Consider the following 23,127-nt stretch of genomic DNA (forward strand, 5'->3'; position numbering starts at 1 on the left):
CCGGTCAGTTCGCGGTGGTGTAGGCAAAGTCGTGGATGATCCGCCAGACCTCGGCGGGCTGTTCCTCCTGAGCGAAGTGGCCTGCGTCGGAGACCGTAGCGGTGGTCAGGTTCTTCACCCCGGCGTCGCGGAAGCCCCGCGCGTAGGCGTCGATGTCGCCGCCTTCACGGTCGCCTCGCACGTACAGCAGCGGGATGTCGACGGCACCTGCTTCGGCGAACGCGGCATTGTCCAAGGCGTCCTGAGGGAATTCCCGGTACAGGTCGAATCCCGCAGTGAGCGCGGCATCACTGCCGTACGCGGCGGCGTGGGCCGCTCGTGAGGCGGCGGAGATCCGGCTGGGGTCCGCCGACAGCACGTCGTAGAAGTAGGCGAAGTACTCCGCCTGGCGTCCCTGGACGAGGGTCTCAGGCAAGTCCGGGACGGCGTGCAGGCCGAAATGCCAGATGTAGGGATTGCGCAGGACCTCGTTCCACGGATCGACGCCGGGAATGACGGTGTTCATGATGACGACGCGTTCGGCGTCGCCGAACCGCCGGAGGTAGGCGTAGGCGGCCATCCCGCCGGCGTCGTGGCCGACCAGGGTGACGCCGGTGAGGTCCAGGTGCCGCACGAGGGCGTGGACCGTCTCGGCCAGCCGGAGTTTCGACCCGCCGCCGACCGCGCCGGCGGACTCGCCGATGCCGGGCAGGTCGATGGCGATGATGCGGGCGTCGGGCCGCCCGGCGCCCGCGGCGTCCATCACGTCCAGCCATGTCCGCCACGACTCCGGCCAGCCGTGCAAGAACAGGAAGGGTCGCCCCTCGGGCGCCCCGGACTCGACGACGTGCAGCGCGAGTTCGCCGATCGTCACCGTGGAGTTTCGCAGCTTGGTAGACATGAAACATGTCTACCAAACGACATGTGACATGTCTATCGCGTAGGCTGGCGGCCATGTCCGGCGACAACGAACGGCCCGCCTACGAACGCGGTACCGGCTTCCTGCTGGCACGCCTGGGCTCGCTCACGGCGCGTTCCTGGACTGCGTTCCTGACCGAGCATCGGCTGACCCAGGCGCAGTACACCGTTCTCATCGCGCTCCAACAGCACGGACCGGTAGGCCAGCGGCGCCTGGCCGAACTCGTTGCGATGGACGCGCGCAACATCGTGCCCGTCCTGGACTCACTGGCCGCCGGATGCCTCATAGAACGGCGTCCTGATGACACCGACCGCCGACGCCGCACCATCACACTCACCGGCAGGGGAAACGCTCTGCTTGCGACCGTCGCTGACGCGGCGGCTGTCGAACAGGACCAATTCCTCCAAACCTTGAATGCCACCGACCGTGCGCGGCTCAACCACCTGTTGCGACGCCTCTATGACTCCCACATCCCCGCAGCCCCACAACCAGGCTGACTCGACGGGATTCTCCTGTGCATGATCCCAGGCCCAAAGAGCTGTGCGTGACGTTGGCAACGGTGCGCGTTTATGGGTCACGTGGCCTACGTGGCCAGGGTCAACGGTTCGAAGATCGTGGTCGAGGACTACAACAAGGTCGAGCGCAACGCCTACAGCAAGCGCACGATCAGCCACAACAACCCCGACGGCTATATCCATTTCTTCTGAAAACTGCCCTCAACGACCATACAGGTAGTGCATCTCGGCGCAGTTTTTCAACAGCTCGTCCAAGGTGCCGACGGCGGCCATCTCACCGTCGACGAGTACCACGATCTGATCGGCTCGGCGGAGAATGGACGGTCGGTGCGAAACGGCCAGAATCGTGGCGCCGCCATGGTCCAGAAGCCGGTCCCACAACCGGAGCTCGGTGGTGACGTCCAGCGCGTTGGACAGGTCGTCGAAGACCATCAGCTCGGTACGGCGCACCGCCATCCGGGCGGCGGCGATCCGCTGCCTCTGGCCGCCGGACAGTCGCAGACCCCGCGGCCCGATCACAGTGTCCAAGCCCTCGTCCAAACCGGCGACGTCGTCTTCGAGCACGGCGAGGCGCACCGCCTCGGCCACCTCCGCCGGCGAAGAGGGGGCACCGAGCAGGATGTTCTCCCGGACCGTGCCGCTGAACAGCCGGGGGACCTGCGGCACGAAGCTCGACCGCGGTGGGACCAGGAACGTCCCGGGATGGTCGATGGGCACGCCGTTCCAGAGGACGGTGCCGTGCTCGGCGGGGAGCAGCCCGAGGAGCGCCTGCAGGAGGGTGCTCTTGCCGGAACCGACCCTGCCGGTCACGACCGTGACCGTGCCGGCGGGCAGGTGGAGATCGATGTCGCGGATGCCGCGTGAGGTGTCCGGGTGGTGCAGGGTGAGGCCATAGGCCTGGAGCAGGCGTAGCGGCGCGGAACGGTCTTCGCGCGGTGCCGGCCGCGGCGGCTCGCGCCGCAGGTGGGTCTTCGTGCGGGCGATCACCGCTGATTCGTCGCCGGCGAGTTCGGCCACCCGGCGCATGGAGAGTTCGGCCTTCTGGGACCGCGCGAAGAACATGCCCAGCGCGGTCACCGCCTCAGTGATGAACTGGATGTAGAAGACGAAGAGCGCCAGGTCGCCCACGGTGAAGTCACCGCCGCGCATGCCGGCCGCGGCCAGCAGCAGCACGAACCCGGTGCCGAGCGCGGCCGTGCCGTTGAACAGGGACATCTGCACGGTGGTCAGGAGCACCTCGCGGACGGCGATCCGCAGCCGGACGTCGTTGGCCTGCCGCAGCCGCGCGACGAACCGCTCTTCGGCGCGTCCGACCTTGATCGCCTGAACCCCGCCGACCGCCTCCCCGACGACGCTGCTCACCTCCGCGGCCGCCCGGCGACCTGCATGCTGGTACTCGCGCAGCGGCCTGGCGAGCGCCCGGCTCGCCACCACCATGACCACCACCGGGAGGACGAGTCCCAAGGTCACGACGGCGTCGATGCCGAGCATGATGACCAACGCTCCCACGGCGATGATCAGCCGGGAGAGGTTGGACGCCGACCAGATCGCGAAGACACCGACGTCGTCGGTGTCGGCGCCGAACCGGCTGACGGCGTCCCCGCCGGTGCGGTCCAGGGCACGCCCCGCGGGTTTGCGCAGGATCGCGCGCAGCGCGTTGACCTGCAGGGCCGCACGAATCCGGTAGGTGAAGTGCGGTTCGACCCGGCTGAGGATCACGCCGTACCACACGGTCACCTTGGTGGCCTCGGCGACCGACACCAGGGCGATGAGCGACCATGCCGACATGCCGGCCCGCTCAGTGCCGCTGAGGGTGTCGAAGACGAGTTGGAGCAAGAGCCCGGTGGCGAGGAGTACGCCCCGCAGCAGGACCCACAGTCCGGTCAGGCCCAGGTAGATGGGGGCCGATCGGGACAGCAGCGGAATCAGCAGTGATCGTCGGCTGGTACGCGTCCCGGGCGGCGCGGGCGGCGGCTCCGACCGGCTTGTCCGTGATGTCCTCATGCCAGTGCCTCGTTGGCCGCGAGGAGGAGGGAGAACTGCGAGGACGGGTCGGCGACCAGCCGGTCCCGGCGGCCGTGCTCGACGACGCGGCCGTCGCGGAGCAGCAGCACCTCGTCGACGGAGCCGAGGGTTTCGAGACGGTGCGCCACGATGATCGCGGTACGTCCGGCGAGCAGGCGTTCCATGGCCGTCTCGAAGACCCGCAGGCTCGCCGGGTCCAGTCGCGACGTGGCCTCGTCCAGGAGCACCAGGCCGGGGTCCTGGATCAGGACGCGGGCGAAGGCCAGCAACTGCTCCTGCCCGGCCGACAGCCCGGTGTCGCCTGGGCCGAGGAGGGTGCCCAGCCCCGCGGGCAGGCTTTCCAGCCACTGTCGCAGTCCCACATCCGCCAGCGCCTCGCGTACTCGGGCGTCATCGACCGTGTCGTCGAAGAGCGTGACGTTGTCGCGGACCGTGGCGGCGAACAGCTGGACCTCCTGTGTGACCAGACCGACCTGGCCGCGCAATGAGGTCACCGAGATTTCCCGCAGGTCGTGGCCATCGAGCCGGACCGTCCCCTGGGTGGGGTCGGCGAACCGGAACAACAGGCGCATCAGAGTGCTCTTTCCGCTTCCTGTGCGGCCGACTATGGCCAGCCGGGCCTTCGGCCGTAGGCGGAGGGAAATATCGCTGAGCGCGTCTTCTTCGGGCCGGTAGCTGAACGAGACCCGATCGAATTCCACGGCGGGGGCCCCGGCGGGCAGGGGGTCGCCGCCGGTGTCGACCACGCTGCGCTCGCCGAGCAGGCCGTGGATGCGCCGCAGTGCCCCCAGCGCGGCTTCGAGATCATGAAACTGCGCGGTGATCACCAGCATCGGGGTCTGCACCATGACCGCGTAGGCGACCAGGGTGTAGGCCGCGCCAAGGGTCATCTGGCCGGCCGTGTAGAGCCATGCGCCGGCCGCGAGGGCCATGACGAAACCCGCCGAAGCCAGTGACTGCGCGGCCGCCGGCCAGCGCACGCCCAGCAGCGCGGCGCGGCGGCTGCTCCGGAACAACATCCCGGCGTGTGTCCAGAAGCCGTGCACGGTGTGCTCTTCGGCTCCGTTGGCCCGCAGGTCGGGGAGTCCGTTCAGGCGTTCTTCGAAAAACCCGAGCAGTTTCGCGTTGGCCTCCCGCTGGGCCGCCATCGCCGGCACGGCGGTGCCGACCAGCCGCCGCAGCAGGACGAAGGAGGCGGTGACGAACGGGGCGTACACCAGACCGATCCGCCAATCCTGGATGAACAGCGCGACCCCGATCCCGACCAGCAGCAGCACGTTGGAGAGCACGAGCAGGAACATCTGCGAGAAATAGTTGGCCAGCTTGCTCACATCTCCGTCGATCCGGTCGATCAATTCGCCGGGGCCATGCCGCTCATAGAAGGACATGTCCAGCCGGAGGCAGTGCTCGGTCAGATCGGCGCGCAACTCGTTCGTCGCGGACCAGGCCACCCGGGCGCCCCTGAATTCGGCGACGATCCAGATCACCTGCGCCACCACCGCGACCGATAGGTATGCCGCGCCGAGCCCCAGCAGAGTCGACAGCGGGGCACCGGAGCGGACACCGTCGATGAACCTCCCCAGCAACTGCGGGTTGGCCACCTGGAGGGCCGTGTAGAACAGTGTCGTCACCGCGAGCACGGCGGCGACGGCCCGGTGCGGCCACAAATAGATGCGAAGTGTGCTTGCGGCATTCGGCCCCACGGTGCCGTCCGCGTTCCCGGTCCTCGAAGGCTCGGCACTCGCATGCGCCATGCAACGGTTCCTTCGGACGATGGATTACTCCAGCATTCGGGGCGGTCACCCCATGGCCATGATCTCGGTCAACATTCCTCGATCAACGCTCATGGGTCAACGCCCTTCGGTCAACGCGGTCAACAACGTGTCCAGCCCGCCGCGGCGGCCCCGGACCTGCCGCGCCGCGAGCGTCTTCTCTCCCCTGGCAGAATGTGCGGATGGATTTACGTCCAGCCAAGCGGTGCGGCGGGTTCGCGGAACCGATCACGTGGGCTGACCGTCGCAGGGTTTCATGGTCGTTCAGGAGACCAGGGACGAAGGACGCGATGACTCAGTTTCCGCAGCTGCCGGCACCGGCCGACCTCGCCGCCGCCGGGCCCAAGGGCGCCAAGAAGATGCTGACCAAGGCCGCGGGCCCGTTGCCGGCCGCCGAGCTGGCGCCGTTCTTCGAGCAGGCCTGCCGGGAGCTGGTGCGGGCGGGAGAGAACGAGCTCGCGTTCTGGGCGTTCGGGCAGGCTCGCAAGGTCGAGAAGGACCATCCCGCGCTGCTCGACCTCGACCGGGTGCAGGACGTCTTCCTCGAACTGGTGCCCGCGGGTGGCGTGGGACCGGCCGCGCTGCGCGACTACGCCAAGACGCTCGCCGCGGAACTGCCGGGGGAAGAGGCGCACCGCCGCTTCCGTGAGCTGATCTGCGCGGGATTGGACGCCGGGCTCATCCCGTACGCCCGGATCTTCCCCGACCTGCGCATGCTGGCCCGCGCCGCGAAGATCAAGAAGCGGGACGAGGAGGCGTTCCTGGCCGAGCGGCTGCTGCGCGCCGGGCTCATGCCCATCGCGTCCCACCAGGTTTGGGCGGCCGCCCGTGAGCCGCTCGCCGCGGTGGCCGGACGCGACGACGACCTGATGAAGCTGCTGATCAGCGCCGAACCCGACCGTGCCCGGCACGAGGAGGAGAGCGGCGAGGAGGTCGCCGAGGAGATCCGGCAGATGTGGCTGGAGTCCTTGGCCGAGAGCGGGGCGGGGGCACACCTGCCGGCGCTGTGGTTCGGCACCACCGGTCGGGGTTGCGCGGCCGCCGTCCTGCTGAAGCTCGCCGACCAGGCAGGGGATCGGCTGTTCCCGAAGGCCGAGGTGGTGTTCGGCGAGGAAACGGACCCGGCGCTTCCGCCTCCCGACTACCGGCACATCGCCCCCCAGGGGCAGCTGACCAGCGACTCGCCCCGCTGGTGGGGTCCGGACTTCGACATGGGGCAGCAGGCCGCGGACGTGGCATCCGGGCCAGAAGGGCGCGAGCGTTCTGCCGGCCTGCTGGACGCGTTCGTCCGCGACATGGGGTACTACGGCAACGTCGACTATCCGGCCACGGTGAGAGCGCTCTGGGACCTGCCGGAGACCCGGGAGGTGCTGCGCGAAACCGTCGACGGCTGGAAGGCCGACGCAGGCCGCCCGGACCTTCCCTTCCTGTACGGCGCCTTGCACCGGCTGGTGCGGCTCACCGGCCGCAGCGGGTTCCTGGCCCTGGAGCCGGGCGTCGCGGACGGGCTCGAACCCGCCGACCCCGTGGACGCCCTCCTGGCGGCCCTGCGCGGTGGCATTCCCGCCGAATTCGCCGTGCCCGGCAATGGATCGCCGTCCAAGTCTCCGAAATCAGGCCGGACGATCGTCCAGCACCTCGGATACCTCACCATCACGGAACGGTCCTGGTACGCCCACGCGTCCGTCACCGGCGACGACTCCCTGTCGATAAGGCTTCCCCAACTGCCCGACGGGCTCCTGCCCTGGTACGACGGCAAGACCGGCCTCCTGTCACGAATCCAGGACGGCGTCTGGCAGACGTTCCGGGTCGAGGGGCAGACGGGCGAGACCGTCGCGTTGACCCTGGACCCCGACGCCGCCACCGCACGGCCCCAGGCACCAGGAGCCGCCGAGGTGACGTTCCCGGGTGCCGCCGGGCCGAGCGAGGTCCGGTTGAGCCGCGGCGCGATCACGGTCACCGCCCCCGATGGGACCCGGACGGCCCGGCTCCCCTTCTCGCCCGTCTGGAGCACGAAGAGCGGGCTCGTGCCGCCGCCCGGCTGGTGGCCGCGGCGAGACCCGGTGGACCCGGACGGGTCGGCGGCGCTGCGACGTCTCGACCGCGAGCGTGCGGCGCGCCTGCTGGAGGCGACGCTGACCGGACCGCGCGCGGCCGCCGACGCGCTGGAGGCCGTGCTGCCCGAGGTGACCGCGCCGGCCCTGCGCGACGGCGTCCTCGAAGCGGCCCGCACGGCCGTCGAGTGCCTCCTCCTGGCCATCGAGTTGCGCGACCGGATCGGCCGTCCCCAGCCTCCGGCACTGCCCGCGCTGGTCTCGCCGGCCTCCGGCCTCCCCTTCGCGCGCACCACGGCGCAGACGAGGTGGCTCGTGCGCCAACGGATTCTGGCCCGCACGCTGGAGTCGGCGACGACCGACGAGCCCGCGGCCGACAAGCCCTACCTCGTCCGGACCGTCTCCCTGCCACCCCGCGGCTATGTGGGCGTCGACCTGGACACCCTGGCGGGCTTCGCGCTCCCGGCCGTCCTGCCGTGGACGTCCGGCTCACAGCGCGAAGGCATCCTCGACGTCCTGCGCCTCTGGGCCAACGCTCCGATCGGCGACGGCACGGGAGCATGCCGGATATTGCGCCTCACTCCGGCGGGTGGCGAGGGGCAGTCCAACGCCGAACGTCAACTGGTCGACGAGCAACTGGAGAAGGCGGCGCCCGGGCAGCTCTGGCGTACCCCGGACGGCGCCCTGCTGATCTTGGACTACCACCGGCGCGACCGGATCGCGACGGCCGTGGAGTACGCGCTCGGCGGAACGTTCGACCCGATCGGGCCGCCCGGCTGGCAGGCGGCCCGGGCCCCCGTTCCCTGCTGGGGCGACGCCGACCGCGTCGTCCGGCTCATCCGGTTGCTGACCGACCGCGGCCCCGCGCCGATCGATGCCGCCGCAACGGTCCACAACTTGGCGGAACGTGCGGGTTTCGGGGTGGCGGACGCCGTCGCGGTCTGCAGGTTCCCCGCCGAGGTCCTGGACGAAGACATCCCCACTACCGGCGCCACACTCTCCTACACCATGCGGGACGCGGTGCGGGAACGCCTGCTGCCCGACGACCCGGCCGACCTCTGGAGCACAGGCCTCGCCGCGGACGCGGCGGCCGATTGGTGGCGAACCCACAATGTCACCTGATCGTCTTCAGCGGGCTGGGACCTCCCTTCTCGGGCTCGCCCTCGCCGACGCGCTCGGATCGCAGTTCTTCATCCCCGCGAACCGTCACCACCTGTCGGCCCGGTCGCTCCCGCCCGGTCCCTGGCAGTGGACCGACGACACCGAGATGGCCTGCTCCATCTACCTGATCCTGGCCGGCCACCACGCCATCGACCAGGATGCGCTCGCCGCCTCCTTCGCGCACCGGCATGACTTCGACCGCGGCTACGGTCCGGCGACCAACCGGCTGCTGCGGCTGGTCCGCGACGGCGGAGACTGGCGAGCCCTGGCCGCCGATCTGTTCGACGGCTCCGGCTCATGGGGAAACGGGGCCGCGATGCGCGTCGCCCCTCTGGGCGCCTTCTTCGCCGACGACCCGGCCGAAGCGGCCCGCCAAGCGGCACTCTCGGCCACCGTCACCCACACCCACCCCGAAGCGGTCGCCGGGGCCGTCGCAGTCGCCGTCGCCGCAGCGCACGCCGCCAACGGTCACCTCCCGCCGGGACCGTTCATCGACCGCATCCTGGAGTACGTCCCACCGGGGAAAGTCCACGACGGCATCCAAGAGGCCAGGCGCCTTCTGACCATCGCCGATCCCGAAACGGCGGCCTACTTCCTCGGCAACGGCAGCACCGTCGCCGCCCACGACACCGTCCCTTTCACGCTCTGGGCGGCAGCCCATCACCGCTCCGAATTTGAGCAGGCCATCTGGACCACTGCGGCAGCCGGCGGCGACATCGACACCACCTGCGCCATCGTCGGCGGCATCGTCGCCGCCGGCATCGGTCCCGACCATCTGCCCGACGCCTGGCGCCGAACATCCGAACCGCTCCCGGACTGGATCAACCCGGTACGACCCGGCCCGAAGAACGGTTCAACCACTGGATGACCGAAGCCGAAGCCGAGGACGGCTTGTTCAGGGGCGGTCGGAGTCGGAGTAGAGGCGCCAGAGCTGGGCCTCGCGGGAGAGCTCGCTGGCCGTGATGAGCAGGGTGGAGTCGGGGCTCAGCGCCGCACACGAGACGAAGCCGCTCTGCGTGATCTCGAAGACCTTGCTGCCGGTGGAGGTGTCCCAGAGGCAGGTCTGCCTGTCGGAGCCCGCCGTGAGGAGCATGGAACCGTCCGGGGTGAACTCCAGTTGCTTGGCTCCCTCCTCGATGCGCAGGATCTCGGCGCCGGTGAGGGGGTCACACAAGACGGTGACGCCGTGTGTTCCGGCGGCGAGGAGCGTGCCATCGGGGCTGAAGGAGACGCTGTTGACGCTGATGATGGAGTGGCGACCTGGCGCCGTGTGCAGGCGTGCGAGAACTTCGCCGGTGGTGGCGTCCCAGATCTCGGCCGGGCGATGGTCGGGATCGGCGGGCCACTCACCGGATGTGCCGGTCGCCAGGCGGGTGCCGTCTGGACTGAACGTCACGCTCTGGGCCGGCCCGATGTGGCTGATGACGAGGAGTTCGTCGCCGCTGGTCGCGTCCCAGACCTTGGTGGTGCCGTGGTTGCTGCCCGTTGCAAGGCGGGTGCCGTCGGGGCTGAAGGCAACCGCTTCGACCCAGTCGTCATGGACAATGCGGGTGATCTCGGTACCGGTTGCGGTGTCGAAGATCCGGCAGCGGCCCCGGGTGTACTCCGGCGATCGTCCTCCGAGACCGCCGCCGGAGACGGCGAACCGGGTGCCATCGGCGCTGAAGGCGATCTGTCCCCCCTTCAGGGTCATGCCCCACAGCCGCGACCCGTGGCGGACGCGGCGGACGGGAGCACCCGATGGGTCGAGAAGGTGGGTGGCGCCGTCGCGGAACAGGGCCAGATACCGCCCGTCCGGGCTGAAGGCGACGTCCTTGAGCCACCGGGGCGTCTCGAATGTGCGCAGGTGCACAGGTTGGAACGATCCGTTCGGGCGGGGTGCCCGGACGGGTGGCCTGATGGGCTCGGGAGCCGGTGGGGGCGGCCGGCGGTCGGAGAGGTGGTCATGGAACTCCGCGTGGCGGAACTGGAAGATCGGGCCGACCGCGCGCAGCAGTCCGAGCCTGTGGGCGTCGTCCAAGAAGGGCATCAGCCGCAGCGGCAGGCGGCGACGGAGCGCCAGCCGGGCGGTGACCAGTGCGTAGCCCAGCCATGTGCCCTCCTTCTCCGTGACGAAGGCGAACACCGCCCCGCCCACGATCCCCAGCCCGGTCGCCATGGCGGTCCTGGCGAGGGTGTCTCCGGCGAGGGCGGCCGTCGGACCGTAGGCCACGCCTCCCAGGAACACGGCGATGAGAAACCGGTTGAAAGTGATCCGGCTGTCCGCGCGGCAGCTGGTCACCGGTGTGCTGGCCGCCATGCGCGCGGTGGCCTGCGTCCAGCGGGACAGATCCTCGGTGAGCCTGGGGACCAGGAACGCAGGCCCGAAGAGGGCTCCCTCCAGCAGGCCCTCGCGGAACGGCCCGCCGAGCCCGCCCAGGTTTCCGTGTGCCACCACGTGGATGCCGACGCGGATGATCATCACGCCGAGGACGTACAGGACGGTGATCGCGAGCCCCCATGCGAGCGAGACCAGGATCGACCGGGCCGTCGTGGGGGAGGGTGCCGCGTCGCTGCGCATATCGATCGTCAGCGCCGCGATCAATGCGGCGCCGACGAGCCCATCGACCCAATGGACGTCAAGTGCGATCACGCCGACCGCCGTGACGCACAGCACGCACCCGAGCACGCCCAGGGCCTTCACGAGGTGGCCCGGCGTCCCGCCCTGCAGGACGATCCGCGCCAGTCTCCACCAGGCGTAGTCGCGGGTTCCGATGCCGCGGGCGCCGACCTGCCTGACCGTTGCCGGGCTGTGGTCGAGGAGGTCGGCGAGGTTCCCGAGCCAGCGCCGCATCCGCGCGGGGTCGTGTTCGCGCCGGGGACGGAAGAGCGATGCGTCGTCCCTCCCGGCGGGTGGCCGCGCGTCGATCAGTACGGGGATGAGCCGGTCGAACAGGTGAGATCGCAGTTTCTCCGCGGTCGGGAAGCGTTCACGGTCGAGCAGGGGCGACGGATCGGTGTCGGGCTCGGCGTAGGTGGTCCGCAACAGCCACAGGCCAAGGGGGTTCGCCAGGACCTCGGCCAGCGGGGTGGGGTCTCCGCGCAGCTCGCCCAGCAGGCGCCGCCAGGCGGGGTGCGGATCGGCGGAGAGCGTGGCGTCGAGATAGCGGGCGGCATCGTCCGGGGCGAGCGGCTCGGACTCGACGACGGCCGCGCCGGTGATGTTCCGTGACGACAGCGCGGCGTCGATGAACTCCTCCGTCCGGCTGGTGACGATGAGCTGGCTCCCGGCCGACATCCCTTCGTTGATCCCCTGGAGGATGACCGGGCGCATCTCGTCGGGTGCCTCGTCCAGCCCGTCCAGGACGGGGAGGACGCATCCGAGGCGCAGCAGCCTGCGCGCCGTGTAGGGCGCGGGCTCGCGGAGCGAGGGGTAGGTCTCCTCAAGCCTGTTGATCAGCCACTCCTCGAACGAGGGGGTGGCGACGGCGTCCCAACCCGAGATCGACATCAGCACCGGAATCGGCCCGTCGTCACGGGAGTCGGCGAGGTGGAGGAGCAGCTGGATCGCGAGGGTCGTCTTACCCGCCCCGGGACCGCCGAGGATCACCAGGCGCCGGCTGGGCAACTCCTTGAACCGCGCGGCCAGGTCGGGGATGTTGTCGCCGGTCCCCGTCCAGACGGGCGACCGGGCCAGGGTGACGCGCCCGGCCGCGTCCCGGCGCTCGACCTCGGTCGCGAGGGCCCACCGCACGGGCATCGGGGACGGGTTGGCCAGCCCCAGGATGCGCTCCTCCTCGCGCCACTGCACCCGCACGGTCTCCCGGAGACGGCGGACGGCCTCCTCCAGCGTGGACGGCGGCTCGCCGGCCGCCGCCCCGTCCTGCCTGACCTGGCCGACCACCACGACCACCGCGGCCAGGGCCAGCGCGCCCCACACGAGCGGCACGCCCTTGCCATGGACCGCCACGGTGTTGGTCGCCATGTTCCCCAGCAGCGCGAGCAGGACCGCCATCAACCCCGCCCAGGCGGGCGCCGCCCACGGCCGTCGCCTCATGATGACCATCATCACGACCCCGGGTAGCGCGCCACAACGCATGTCGGCGGCCCGCGTGGCCAGCTATGGCCTCGCTTCCGGGCGGCGGTGCATGGCGGGGAGCCGCACCTCGAACAGCGCACCGCCCTCGGGCGCGTCACCGACGGTGATCCTCCCGCCGTGTGCCCGGACCAGATCGTGGGTGATGGCCAGCCCGAGGCCGGCGCCGCCGTCGTCGCGGCTGCGGGCCTCGTCGAGCCGGACGAAACGCTCGAAGATCCGCTCGCGGTCGTCCGGCGGCACCCCGGCGCCGTCGTCGGAGACCCGCAGCACCGCCGCGCCGCCCTGAGGGCCGAGCCGCACGCGAATGCTGGCGGCCGCGTGCCGTTCGGCGTTGTCGAGGAGGTTGGACAGGACGCGGGCCAGCCGTACGCGGCTGCCCCGGACCCTGAGGGCGTCCGCGACGTCGGCCTCGATCGCGAGATCGCGCGCGCCCGCGGGACGGCGCCGCAGTTCGTCGCGCACCAGTTCGGCCATGTCCACCGGCTCCGGCGGGGCGGGCGCGTCCCCGGCGTCGAGACGGGCGAGCAGCAGCAGGTCGGCGGCCAGGTGCTGGAGCCGGACGACGTCGTGGGTCAGCTCGGCCACGTCGAGCAGCCGGGGATGCGCCGCGGCCACCTCCAGCTGTGTGCGCAGTGACGCGATCGGGGTGCGCAGCTCGTGGGCCGCGTCGGCGACGAACCCGCGCTGCCTCGTCACGGATCGTTCCAGCGCGGCCAGGGTCTGGTTCGTCGTGCCCGCCAGTTCGGCCACCTCGTCCCACGACCTGGGCACCGGGACACGGCGGGCCAGGTCGCCCGAGGCCGTGATCTCCACCAGCTCGCCGCGGATGGCCGCCACCGGGCGCAGCGCGCGCCGGGTGACCAGCCAGGTCACGCCCGCCACCACGCCCAGCAGTGGAGGCAGACCGGCGAGCATCGCGCGGCCCACCACGGCGACCGCGTCGCGCGAGGTGGACAGGGCGGCGCCCGCGTACACGGTGACGGCCTCGCCGGCGGGGGTGGTGGCCTCCACCGCCGCGAACCGGTACTGAGCGGTGCGGCCGTACACGGTGGCACGGCCCGTGGCATGCCGGACCCCCTCGGAGACCCGGCCGGGACGGGGAAGCTGCTCCTCCAGGTCGTCGTCCTCCCCCGGCAGGAGGACCGCGGTCCTCGGCACGGGCATCGTCGCGGGATCGCCCGAGCCGCTGATGGCCTGCAGGTCTTCGCTCACCGCCCGGACGCGGCCGGCGGAATCCACGATCTGGACCGGGCGCTCTTCGGTGTCGTCCAGGTCCAGCCGCCGGTAGGGGGTACCGGTGGCGAGCTTGACGGCGATCTGCCGGGCGGTCATCTCGGCACGCAGATCGGCGTGTGCGGCGAGGTTCGCCCGCAGCAGGGACACCACGATCAGTCCCGCGGCGGCCAGCGCCACGGCGACCACGGCGGTCGCTCCCACCGTGGCGCGGGCGCGCACCGAGCCGAACGGGCGCGGCATCTAGACGCTCCCGCCGGGGTGGGCGGCGCCACCGTTGGTGGCCAGCCGGTAGCCGGCGCCGCGCACCGTGGTGATCGATCTGCGGCCGAACGGGGCGTCCAGCTTGCGGCGCAGCGCGCTCACGTAGACCTCGACGATGTTGGGGTCGCCCTCGAAGGCCCCGTCCCAGACGTGCTCAAGGATCTGCGTCTTCGACACCACCAGGCCCGCGTTGGCCGCCAGGTGCTCCAGGACGGCGAACTCCTTGGCGGTGAGCTCCACCTGCACACCGGCGCGCAGGACGCGCTTGGCGGCGGGGTCGATGGTGAGGTCGCCGAGCTCGAAGAGAGGTGCGGCGAACCGGGTGCGGCGCCGCAGCAGGGCCCGGATGTGGGCGAGCAGCACCACGTAGGAGAACGGCTTGGTGAGGTAGTCGTCGGCGCCGGTGTCGAGCCCTTCGGCCTGGTCGTACTCGCCGTCCTTGGCGGTGAGCATCAGGATGGGGGTGTCGTCGCCCGCCGCGCGCAGGGCGGAGCAGACCCGGTAGCCGTTCATGCCGGGCAGCATGATGTCGAGCAGGATCAGGTCGTAGTCGTTCTCCAGCGCCCGGTCCAGGCCGGTGGCGCCGTCATGCGCCGTGTCGACCGCGAACCCCTCGGCGGCCAGCCCTTGCGCCAGCGACCTGGCCAGCCGTTTCTCGTCCTCGACGATCAGCAGGCGCATACGCCCCAGCCCTTTTCCTCATCATTGCATACAGCAACCTGTTGATTGCATAGTGTAATCAACGTGGGGTGCCGCCGGCGGTGCCTGTTCGGAAGGGAGAAGGGCGTGGGCTTCACTCCCAGGAAGGCGCTGTCGGGACGCGGGCCACTGCTGGTGGCCGCCCTCACGGCGGGCGCGCTGGCCGGGAGCACCGCCGCCGTACTCGCCGCCGGGGGCGGCGACCGCGTCCAGCCGGTCACCGCACGTCTGGACATCGAACGGGCCGCCCGCACCGCGCTGAAGACGGTGCCCGGCGGCCGCATCGAGGGCCTGGAACTGGACTACAACGGCCGGGTTCTGATGTGGGAGGCCGACGTCCTGGCCGGCGACGGCACCTCGCGGGAGTTGCACATCGACGCCCGCGACGGCCGTGTACTGTCCGACCGCCTCGACCCTCCAGAGGAGGGCGAGGACGGGGACGACTGTGATGATGCCAAGCCCGACGACGGCGCCTCGGGGCCGCTGGACCACGCGACGGCGCTGCGATCGGCCAGGATCACCGCATCCCGGGCCGCGCAGGCCGCGCTCAAGGAGGTGCCCGGCACCATGTCATCGGTGGACTTCGGTTACCGCCGGACGGCGCCCGCCTGGGAGATCGACATCACCGCCGGGAACGGCCGGGAGCACAAACTGTGGGTGGACGCCGCCACGGGCGAGGTCATCACCGACGCCGAGTTCCGCGCCGACAGGGACGACGGCTGATCCCTTTCCCGCCGGCGCGTCATCTCGTCGCGCCGTGGCGGACGGCGAGGCCGACCGAAAGCACCTTCACTCCCAGGCTGCCGCACCCGGGGCAGGCCGGGTCGACCCACGGCGGCTGGGCGGGCATCCCGCCCAACTGCCAGGCGACCGCGTCGCCGCAGTACCGCGCCTCGTACAGGTCCTCCCACACGCGCATGCAGCACAGGCAGTGGGAGCGCCATTTCCCTTCCACGACATGGTTCTGTGTACGAGGGACAGGGACCGCCAGGCGGGATGTCATCGGTTCCTCCTCCGGACAGACTGCCGAGGGCTCGACTGACATCACCTTGACGAATGTTTCTGAGTCCAGGCTGAAGCACCCTGAATTCCCATTCAGATTGGCTTCATTCGGTAAATCAGGGAAATGGCCTGACCTCTGTCACAAACAGGACAAGTGGGGGTTGAATAAGCAAACCCCCGCCGCAGCCGCCACGGGATCGCGGCCGACTGCGGCGGGGGTCGCCTGCGCCGAGCCCTCAGAGCAGGTCGGCCACTGCCGCGTGCAGGGTGAGGAGGGCGGGGATCTGCTCGGACGGCCGTCGGCCCATGCCGCATTCGGTGGCGATTCCGAACGTCTTCACCGCGCGGCGTGCGGCGTCGATCCTCGCGCGGGCGCCGTCGAGACCGTCGGTGGCGTGTACAAGGCCGAGGAACAGGGTCGTCTCCGCCGGCAGCGACAGGCCGGTCAGCGGCGCGAAGTACGCGTCGTCGGCGCGGTCGCGCGGCACCGGCATGTGCACCCAGTCCAGGCGCCGCCCGAGGCCGGCGGCGAGCCCGCCGGCGACGTCGGCGAGCTTGGACGTGTCCACCGGCTGGACGAAGTGTTCGTGTCCGAAGTCGCCGTAGCAAAGGTGGTAACCCAGCTCGACCTCGCTCGGCACTGCGTCGCCGAGCCGGACCAGCCGGGTCACGATCTCGGCGAGCCGGGACGGGTGGTCGGTGCCGAACCAGGCCGGGAAAACCCCTTCGAAGATGGCGAACTCCACCGCGGTGTCCCACTGGACGGCCAGGTCGGCGGGCGGGATCACGGCCAGTATCTCGTCCAGTTCGGCCAGCAGGCGGGCCTCGTAGGCGGCCTCCAGTTCCGCCTGGTGCGCGCCGATGAACGCGGCGACCACGGCGATGGGTGTCGGCAGGCTGACCTGGAAGCGTACCTCCGGTGCGATGGCACCCTCCGCGCGCAGGCGCGAGAACACCTCCCACGAGTCGAGTGCGGCCGCCGAGTACCCCAATGGCCCGAAGGTCACCGACGCCGGGTCGACGCCGGGTTTGGGCCGGGCTCGGAGGCTCGGCCCGTACTCCGGGCTGGGGGGCGGCGCCAGTTCCAGATCCGGGTGTGCCGAAAGCTTCGGCAACTGCCAGACGACCCAGTTGTCCCGCTCGCCCGGCTCGCCGTCCGGGATTCGCCGTACCCGGCCGTCGAGGGCGGACGCGACGGTGCGGAACACGGTCTCGGAGTCGGCGAGCGGCACGCTGCCGCACAGGTGCACACTCGGTTTCACGGATGTCACGGCTGGTCCTCCTTGGGGCGAGTTGCTCAATGGTGCCAGGGAAGGCGGACCGGCTTGCAGGGTGCGTGTCCCGCGAGGAGGTCGGTGAGAAGTTCCGTGAGCATGAGCGGACAGACCGGCTCTTCTGTCACGAGCCCAGTTCGGAGTCCAGCTTGGCCAGCTGGGCGTCGTAGATGCGCTGCAGGCCCTTGGGGGCGAAGGTCCGTTCGAAGAAGCCCCCGATGCCGCCCGCTCCGTCCCAGGTGGTGGTGACGTGGACGCGCGCGCCTTCGGTGGCCGGGGTGACCGTCCAGGTCGTGACCATCGAGGAGTTGGCGTCCTGTTCCACCAGGCGGTCATTGGCGGGGGTGCTCACGGTGAAGAGGCAGTCGCGAACCCGCTTGCTGGTGGCCGCCAGCTTCCAGTGCACCACCGTGCCCTCGCCCTGGCCGCCTTCTCGCACTTCGTACTCGCTGAAATGCTCCGTCAGCATGCGGGATCGCACCCCCGTGTAGTCGCCGAGCGCTGCGAGCACTTGGTCCGGGCTTGCCTTGAGGGTTCTCTCTGCGGTCACCACGACTTGTCCCATGCCGATCATCCTTTCACCGCACCGGCCTGACGTCGCCCAACCCCCACGCCACGCGACCGCCCGCTGCTTGAGGGGCAGGATCTCCGAACGCATGGATCCCTTTGTGCTCGGCGTCCCGGTCAGGAGCCGTTCTCGTTCTTGACGGTGTCGAAAACGGTCTCGCGCCAGTCGCCGGGCACCTTCTTGACGACGCCGACCTCCTTCATGAAGGCGCCGATCTTCAGCAGCGAGTGCGGCGTGGTGGTGAACTCGATGCCCTGGTAGGTCAGGTACTCCCGGTACTTGGCGGCGGGGATCTTGCCCTTCTCGGCCTGCGAGAGGATCTGCGCCGCCTCCGCCGGGGACTTGATGATGAGGTCGTTGGCCTTGGCGATGTTGCGGTGCACCGCGTTGATCACGTCCGGGTTCTTCTCCTCGTACTCCTGCGTGGCCACCATGACGTTGAAGCCGTGCTTGCCGAAGAGGTCGTAGCTGTCGACGAGCTTGCGGGCGCCCTGCTCGACGGCCTGGAACTGGAACGGGGGCGCGGTGTAGGCGGCGGCGATCTGTCCGCCGATCAGGGCCTGCAGGGCGTCGGGGTGGGCCATGGACGCGATGTTCTTGTCCAGCGCGTGCGGGTCGCCGAGCTGCTGCTGGGCCGCCTTCTGGAGCATGACCGACTGGATCGAACCGGGGGCGATGGCGGCGATCTTGTCGCCGGGCCTGAAGTCCTTGAGGCTCTGGAACCTCCTGTCCTTGGCCACCAGCCAGAGCGGCATGTCGTTCAGCGAACTGACGATCTTCCACGGGATGCCCGCGCCCCAGCCGATCAGGAAGGGGCCGAGGCCGCTGCTGCCGAGATGGAGCCTGCCCGACACCAGCCCGTCCCGAGTGGCGTTGCCGCCGCTGACCGTCCGCCAGGTGATGGTGCGGCCGGGCAGGTCCTTCTCCAGCCACCCCTTGGCCTGGATGATGATCAGGGCGGTATAGCTGATCCCGGATCCCTGGGAGATGATGATCTCTTTTCCGGAGCCGGATCCGCCCGAGCCGCCGCACGCGGCGGTCAGCGCGAGCGCGCCCACCCCGGTCGCGCCGAGGCGCAACACGTCACGCCGGCGGTAGGACGGCTCCGTGGCGGCGGCGGGGGTTCCACGGAAGGGAGACAGGGCGGGGGGCCGGCTCATGCGGACGTTCCTTCTTTCATTCCCCAGCGGACGACGGTCCGCCGTTCGATCAGGTTGAAGACGAGGTCGAGGGCTACGCCGATCAGGGCGATCACCACGAGCCCGGCGAACACGTCCGGGATCAGGGCGTAGTAGCGCGCGTTGTTGATGAAGAAACCGAGCCCGCCCTCCGAGCCCGCGGCGCCGAACACCAGTTCCGCGGCGATGATGGTGCGCCAGCCGAACGCCCAGCCGGTCTTCAGCCCGGCGATGGCGTGCGGGAGGGCGGCCGGCATCATGACCTCGCGGGTCAGCCGCCGGCCCGACAGGCCGAGGTTGCGGCCGACCATGACCAGCGTGGCGGGGGTGGTGCGCAGGCCCATGCCGACGCTGACGGTCATCGGCCACAGCACCGCGTTGGCGGTCACGAAGATCAGCGCGGTGTCGGTCAGGCCGAACCACAGCATGGCCAGCGGCAGGATCGCCACCGACGGCAGCGGGTTGACCATGGACGAGACCAGGGTGAGGACGTCGTCCCCGAGCGTGGTGGTCGTCGCCAGCACGGTCAGCACGAGCGTGAGCAGGATTCCGATGCCCATGCCGGCGCCCAGCAGCCGCAGTGTCGTCAGCGTGGAGGTGACGATCTCGCCACTGGCGACGCCCTCGGCGAGGGCCTTGGCCACCTCCCAGGGCCCGGAGAACACGAACGAGCTGACCCCGGACGCGGACGCGTAGAGCTGCCAGAGCCCGATCAGCGCGGCGAACACCACCGTGCGCCGCAGCCAGGTCGGCAGTCGCGACCAAGGGCCGCCCGTCCGCGCGGCCACCGCCAAGGGCGGCGTCTCACCGGACGAGTCGAGGACATCGGGGCTATTCGTAGACGCCGTCAAGGACCTCACCGTCCTCTGCGAGCAGGGACCGGAGCCGGTGCCGCGCCTCGGCGAAGCCGGACGCGTCCGGGCCGTCCAGGCCGGAGACGTCGACGATCTCCGCGACGCGCGAGGGGCGTCCGGCGAGGACGACGACGCGGTCGCCGAGCAGCACGGCCTCGTCGATGCTGTGGGTGACGAACAGCAGGGTCGCGTTGGTGCGCCGGGTGATCCCGGCGAGCTCGCCTTGGAGCCGTCCTCGCGTCTGTGCGTCCAGGGCGCCGAACGGCTCGTCCATCAGCAGCATGAGCGGGTCCACGGCCAGCGCCCGGGCGATCGCCACCCGCTGCTTCATCCCGCCCGACAGCTGGTGGGGATGGCTGTCGAGGGCTTCCTTGAGCCCCATGAGCTCCAGATGCTCGACGGCCCGCCGCCGCGCGGTGGAACGGTCCACGCCGGTGACCCGCAGCGCGTGGACGACGTTGCCCAGCACGGTGCGCCAGGGGAAGAGCTGGTCGAACTCCTGGAAGACGCAGGCGCGGTCCGGACCGGGCCCCGGGTTCTCCCGGTCGCCGACGACGATGCGCCCGGACGAAGGGCGCAGGAACCCCGCGACGGCCTTGAGGAGGGTCGACTTCCCCGATCCGGACGGGCCGAGCAGCATGATCTTCTCGCCGCGCCGCACCTCGAAGCTCGCCTCCGCCACGGCGGGCACCGGCCGGCCGCGCCGCTGGTAGCCGATCGCGACCCGGTCGACCAGCAGCGCTCGTTCGCGGGGTGTCACCGCGGCGCCCTTCGCCGTTCTCGCACGTGCAACTCCTCTGGCGGGGATGTAATAACAGACTATATCTACCAAAAAACCATGAAATACCACAATCGCCCTTGGAGGCCCGCCGCCTCAGCCGATGCGATCGCCGGCCGCCAGGACGGCCGCGGCGGCCCCGACGGTCTCGGGGTATTTCAGGCCGGCCCCGGTGTTCAGCACCACGACCCGCTCGTCCGCGCCGATCCAGCCGTCCGCGCGGAGCCTTCGGGCGGCGGCGAAGGCGGCGGCGCCTTCTGGGCATACGAATGCGCCTTCAAGGGCCGCGACCTGCCGCAGCTCGGCCAGCAGCTCGGCGTCGGAGACCGCGATCGCCGTCCCGGAGGTCTCGGCCAGCGCCTCCAGGATGAGGAAGTCGCCGAGCGGCTTGGGCACATTGATCCCGAACGCCGCCGTCGTCGCGTCCTCCCAGTACCGCGTTTCCCGGTCGCCGCGCTCGAACGCCCGGACGACCGGCGCGCACCCCTCGGCCTGGACGGCGACCAGCCGGGGCGGCGGACCGGAGACCCAGCCCAGCTCCCGCAGTTCGAGCATGGCCTTGTGAATGCCGATCAGGCCCACGCCGCCGCCGGTCGGGTAGAGGATCACATCGGGCCACTCCCAGCCGAGCTGCTCGGCGATCTCGATGCCCATGGTCTTCTTGCCCTCGATCCGATAGGGCTCCTTGAGCGTCGAGGCGTCGAAGACCGCGCCGCCCGAGGACGCCACCAGGTCACCGACGATCCGTCCCGCATCGCTGATCAGCCCGTCCACCAGGTGCAGGTCGGCGCCCGCCGCCGCGCACTCGTGGCGGGTGATGCGCGGCGCGTCCACCGGCATGACGATGGTGGCGGTCAGCCCGGCCCGGGCGCCGTAGAGGGCCCAGGCGGCGCCCGCGTTGCCGTTGGTGGGCATCGCCAGCCGCCGCACCCCGAGCTCCGCCGCCCGTGACACCCCGACCGCGGCGCCGCGGGCCTTGAACGAGCCGGTCGGGACGAGGCCCTCGTCCTTCATCAGCAGCCGGGGCAGCCCGATGCGCGCGCCGTAGCGGGTGAGCGGCAGCAGCGGCGTCATGCCCTCACCGAGGCCCGCCACCGACTTCCGGTTCCTGACCGGCAGCAGCTCGTGGTAGCGCCACAGGTCGGGCGCGCGTCCGGCGAAGTCCTCCGGCCGCACCGAGGAACGCACCGCGTCCAGGTCGTAGCGCGCGAGCAGCGGCTTTCCGCACTCGGTGCACAGGTTCTGCGGGACGTCGGCGTCATGCCGGGCGCCGCACCGCCCGCACTCCAGGTGGGACAACCGGCTGTAGGTCATGCGTCCTCCTTGTCGCGTAGTGCGTCGCGGACGGCCCTTTCCAGGACGTCCGCGGCCATGCCGAGGCACGACTCGTCGATGTCGAACCCGGGGCTGTGGTGCGGTGCGGGACTGGACGCGCCGACGACGACATAGGTCGCCGTCCCGCCGTGGGCCTGGACCTCGCGCATCATCAGGGTCGCGTCGTCGCTGGCGCCGAACCGGTGGTCGTCGTGGACCGAGGTGACGGCGGGCAGCGACCGGGCGGCGCCGGCGACGGCCCGGACGGCGGCGGGGTCGCAGACGGCGGTCGTGGCCGCGCCGATCCTGTCGATGCGCACCTCGACCTCGCCGGCGGCGCCGGCCGCGTCCAGCACGGTCCGGGCGCGGCGCTCCAGCTCATCGCAGACGTCGCCCTCGGACGCGCGCAGCTCCAGCGCCAGTTCGGCGCGGCCCGCGACGATATTGGGCGCGGTGCCCGCGCGCAGCACCCCCACGTTCACGCGCGTGTCGGCGGTGGCGAACCGTGGCAGCGCGTGCAGGCCGACGGTCGCCTGTGCCGCGGCGAGCAGAGCGTTGCGTCCCTCTTCGGGCGCCGCGGCGGCATGGGACTGGCGCCCGGTGAAGACCGCCCGCAGCTTGGCGTTGGCGAAGAAGCCGTGCGTACCGGCCGCGACCTCGCCGACCGGCAGGCCGAGCCCGAGATGCAGGGCGTACAGCCGGTCGACGCCCTCCAGGACGCCCGCGTCCAGCATCGCCCGCGCGCCCCGTCCGCCCTCCTCGGCGGGCTGGAAGAGCAGCCGGACCCGCCCGGTGAAATCGCCGGACGACAGTCGGCGCGCCAGTTCGAGACCGACCGCGATGTGCCCGTCATGGCCGCAAGCGTGCATGGTCGCCGGGTCGGCCGAGGCGAACCCTTCACGGGCGGGCCGGTGCCGGGGGTCGGCCGACTCGGCCAGCGGCAGCGCGTCGATGTCGACCCGCACCGCGACCGTGGGGCCCGTCCCCTTCCCGGTGCCCTCGATGTCCGCGACCGCCGCCGTGTGTCCCTCCCGGACGGGGACGAGGTCGGCGTCGGTCGCTCCCCAGGCTCGGGCACGCTCGGCCGCCGCGTCCAGCTCCGCCTGGACGGGCAGGGCCGGGGCTCGCGACAGGTCGATCGCGTCAAGGCCGGTCAGCGTGCGCAGGCCGAGGCGACGCAGTTCCGCCGCGATCGTGGTCACCGTCCAGAACTCCGTGAAGGCCGTCTCAGGGTGCGCGTGAAACAGCCTGCGCTTGTCGACGAGGTAGCGGCCGCCTCTGCCGGGTACATCCGCCATCCCCGTACCGTACCTTGTCGATCAAATTAGTAGGTTTTTGGCGGCGATGTGACATGTCCGGCATCGGTGGCGCTGAGGGGATATCGGCGGTCTCCCCGCTGGCTGCACGGCCGCCGATGGTCACCCCCTGTGGGAGCGGGGTTCCGGTGGCCGCCCCGCCCC

General features: G+C 70.9%; 18 protein-coding genes. 4 read left to right on the forward strand and 14 right to left on the reverse strand.

The features are described from left to right. Window positions 1-4: 4 nt before the first annotated feature. On the reverse strand, window positions 5-880 hold the full coding sequence (locus ACQPXG_RS35800) for an alpha/beta fold hydrolase (protein WP_433463561.1): 876 nt from the start codon (window positions 878-880) through the stop codon (window positions 5-7). 53 nt (window positions 881-933) lie between these two features. Between ACQPXG_RS35800 and ACQPXG_RS35805 the strand changes: the two genes are divergently transcribed. Beyond that, window positions 934-1,395 carry a MarR family winged helix-turn-helix transcriptional regulator gene (locus ACQPXG_RS35805; RefSeq protein WP_433463562.1) on the forward strand — a complete coding sequence of 154 codons (462 nt, stop codon included), beginning with the start codon at window positions 934-936 and terminating at the stop codon, window positions 1,393-1,395. 219 nt (window positions 1,396-1,614) lie between these two features. Here ACQPXG_RS35805 and ACQPXG_RS35810 read toward each other — a convergent pair whose 3' ends face one another. Both ACQPXG_RS35810 and ACQPXG_RS35815 read right to left on the reverse strand, forming a co-directional pair. Next, complete coding sequence (locus ACQPXG_RS35810; RefSeq protein ID WP_433463563.1) at window positions 1,615-3,417, reverse strand: ABC transporter ATP-binding protein; 1,803 nt, start codon at window positions 3,415-3,417, stop codon at window positions 1,615-1,617. Further along, window positions 3,414-5,192 carry an ABC transporter ATP-binding protein gene (locus tag ACQPXG_RS35815; protein ID WP_433463564.1) on the reverse strand — a complete coding sequence of 593 codons (1,779 nt, stop codon included), beginning with the start codon at window positions 5,190-5,192 and terminating at the stop codon, window positions 3,414-3,416. Before ACQPXG_RS35815 ends, ACQPXG_RS35810 begins: the two co-directional genes overlap by 4 nt. 308 nt (window positions 5,193-5,500) lie before the next feature. Here ACQPXG_RS35815 and ACQPXG_RS35820 point away from each other — a divergent pair, with 308 nt between their 5' ends. Both ACQPXG_RS35820 and ACQPXG_RS35825 read left to right on the forward strand, forming a co-directional pair. Then, complete coding sequence (locus ACQPXG_RS35820) at window positions 5,501-8,386, forward strand: hypothetical protein (RefSeq protein WP_433463565.1); 2,886 nt, start codon at window positions 5,501-5,503, stop codon at window positions 8,384-8,386. After that, the gene (locus tag ACQPXG_RS35825) at window positions 8,376-9,293 is read left to right on the forward strand and encodes an ADP-ribosylglycohydrolase family protein (RefSeq protein WP_433463566.1); all 918 of its coding nucleotides are present in this window, start codon (window positions 8,376-8,378) and stop codon (window positions 9,291-9,293) included. The genes ACQPXG_RS35820 and ACQPXG_RS35825 overlap by 11 nt, the downstream gene beginning before the upstream one ends. Window positions 9,294-9,320: 27 nt before the next feature. On the opposite strand, the gene ACQPXG_RS35830 is transcribed toward ACQPXG_RS35825, so the two are convergent. The 3 genes from ACQPXG_RS35830 to ACQPXG_RS35840 all read right to left on the reverse strand — a co-directional run bounded on the left by ACQPXG_RS35830 (window position 9,321) and on the right by ACQPXG_RS35840 (window position 14,681). Then, window positions 9,321-12,461 (reverse strand): NACHT domain-containing protein, encoded by a 3,141-nt coding sequence (locus ACQPXG_RS35830; protein WP_433463567.1) that lies wholly within the window; start codon window positions 12,459-12,461, stop codon window positions 9,321-9,323. Window positions 12,462-12,524: 63 nt separating this feature from the next. Next, window positions 12,525-13,979, reverse strand: coding sequence for a sensor histidine kinase (locus ACQPXG_RS35835; protein WP_433463568.1), 1,455 nt, complete (start codon window positions 13,977-13,979; stop codon window positions 12,525-12,527). Further along, a complete protein-coding gene (locus tag ACQPXG_RS35840; RefSeq protein WP_433463569.1) occupies window positions 13,980-14,681 on the reverse strand; it encodes a response regulator transcription factor in 702 nt (233 codons plus the stop codon). It abuts the gene before it with no gap. A gap of 105 nt (window positions 14,682-14,786) precedes the next feature. Here ACQPXG_RS35840 and ACQPXG_RS35845 point away from each other — a divergent pair, with 105 nt between their 5' ends. After that, on the forward strand, window positions 14,787-15,422 hold the full coding sequence (locus tag ACQPXG_RS35845; protein WP_433463570.1) for a PepSY domain-containing protein: 636 nt from the start codon (window positions 14,787-14,789) through the stop codon (window positions 15,420-15,422). A 19-nt stretch (window positions 15,423-15,441) separates the two neighbouring features. On the opposite strand, the gene ACQPXG_RS35850 is transcribed toward ACQPXG_RS35845, so the two are convergent. The 8 genes from ACQPXG_RS35850 to ACQPXG_RS35885 all read right to left on the reverse strand — a co-directional run bounded on the left by ACQPXG_RS35850 (window position 15,442) and on the right by ACQPXG_RS35885 (window position 22,965). After that, on the reverse strand, window positions 15,442-15,702 hold the full coding sequence (locus ACQPXG_RS35850; protein WP_433463571.1) for a hypothetical protein: 261 nt from the start codon (window positions 15,700-15,702) through the stop codon (window positions 15,442-15,444). A 235-nt stretch (window positions 15,703-15,937) separates the two neighbouring features. Next, complete coding sequence (locus tag ACQPXG_RS35855; RefSeq protein WP_433463572.1) at window positions 15,938-16,972, reverse strand: hypothetical protein; 1,035 nt, start codon at window positions 16,970-16,972, stop codon at window positions 15,938-15,940. 127 nt (window positions 16,973-17,099) lie between these two features. Continuing rightward, window positions 17,100-17,540 (reverse strand): SRPBCC family protein, encoded by a 441-nt coding sequence (locus ACQPXG_RS35860; RefSeq protein ID WP_433463573.1) that lies wholly within the window; start codon window positions 17,538-17,540, stop codon window positions 17,100-17,102. Window positions 17,541-17,659: 119 nt separating this feature from the next. Beyond that, entirely contained in the window at window positions 17,660-18,703 is a 1,044-nt protein-coding gene (locus tag ACQPXG_RS35865) for an ABC transporter substrate-binding protein (protein WP_433463574.1), read from the reverse strand. Next, window positions 18,700-19,572 carry an ABC transporter permease gene (locus ACQPXG_RS35870; protein ID WP_433463575.1) on the reverse strand — a complete coding sequence of 291 codons (873 nt, stop codon included), beginning with the start codon at window positions 19,570-19,572 and terminating at the stop codon, window positions 18,700-18,702. The genes ACQPXG_RS35865 and ACQPXG_RS35870 overlap by 4 nt, the downstream gene beginning before the upstream one ends. Continuing rightward, a complete protein-coding gene (locus ACQPXG_RS35875; RefSeq protein WP_433463576.1) occupies window positions 19,553-20,335 on the reverse strand; it encodes an ABC transporter ATP-binding protein in 783 nt (260 codons plus the stop codon). Before ACQPXG_RS35875 ends, ACQPXG_RS35870 begins: the two co-directional genes overlap by 20 nt. Before the next feature lie 114 nt (window positions 20,336-20,449). Then, entirely contained in the window at window positions 20,450-21,667 is a 1,218-nt protein-coding gene (locus ACQPXG_RS35880; protein ID WP_433463577.1) for a threonine synthase, read from the reverse strand. Next, window positions 21,664-22,965: an amidohydrolase gene (locus ACQPXG_RS35885; protein WP_433463578.1), complete on the reverse strand. Its 1,302-nt coding sequence runs from the start codon at window positions 22,963-22,965 to the stop codon at window positions 21,664-21,666. Before ACQPXG_RS35885 ends, ACQPXG_RS35880 begins: the two co-directional genes overlap by 4 nt. Between the last annotated feature and the right edge of the window lie 162 nt (window positions 22,966-23,127).

The sequence above is a fragment of the Spirillospora sp. CA-128828 genome (assembly GCF_050945415.1).
Taxonomy (GTDB): Bacteria; Actinomycetota; Actinomycetes; order Streptosporangiales; family Streptosporangiaceae; genus Spirillospora.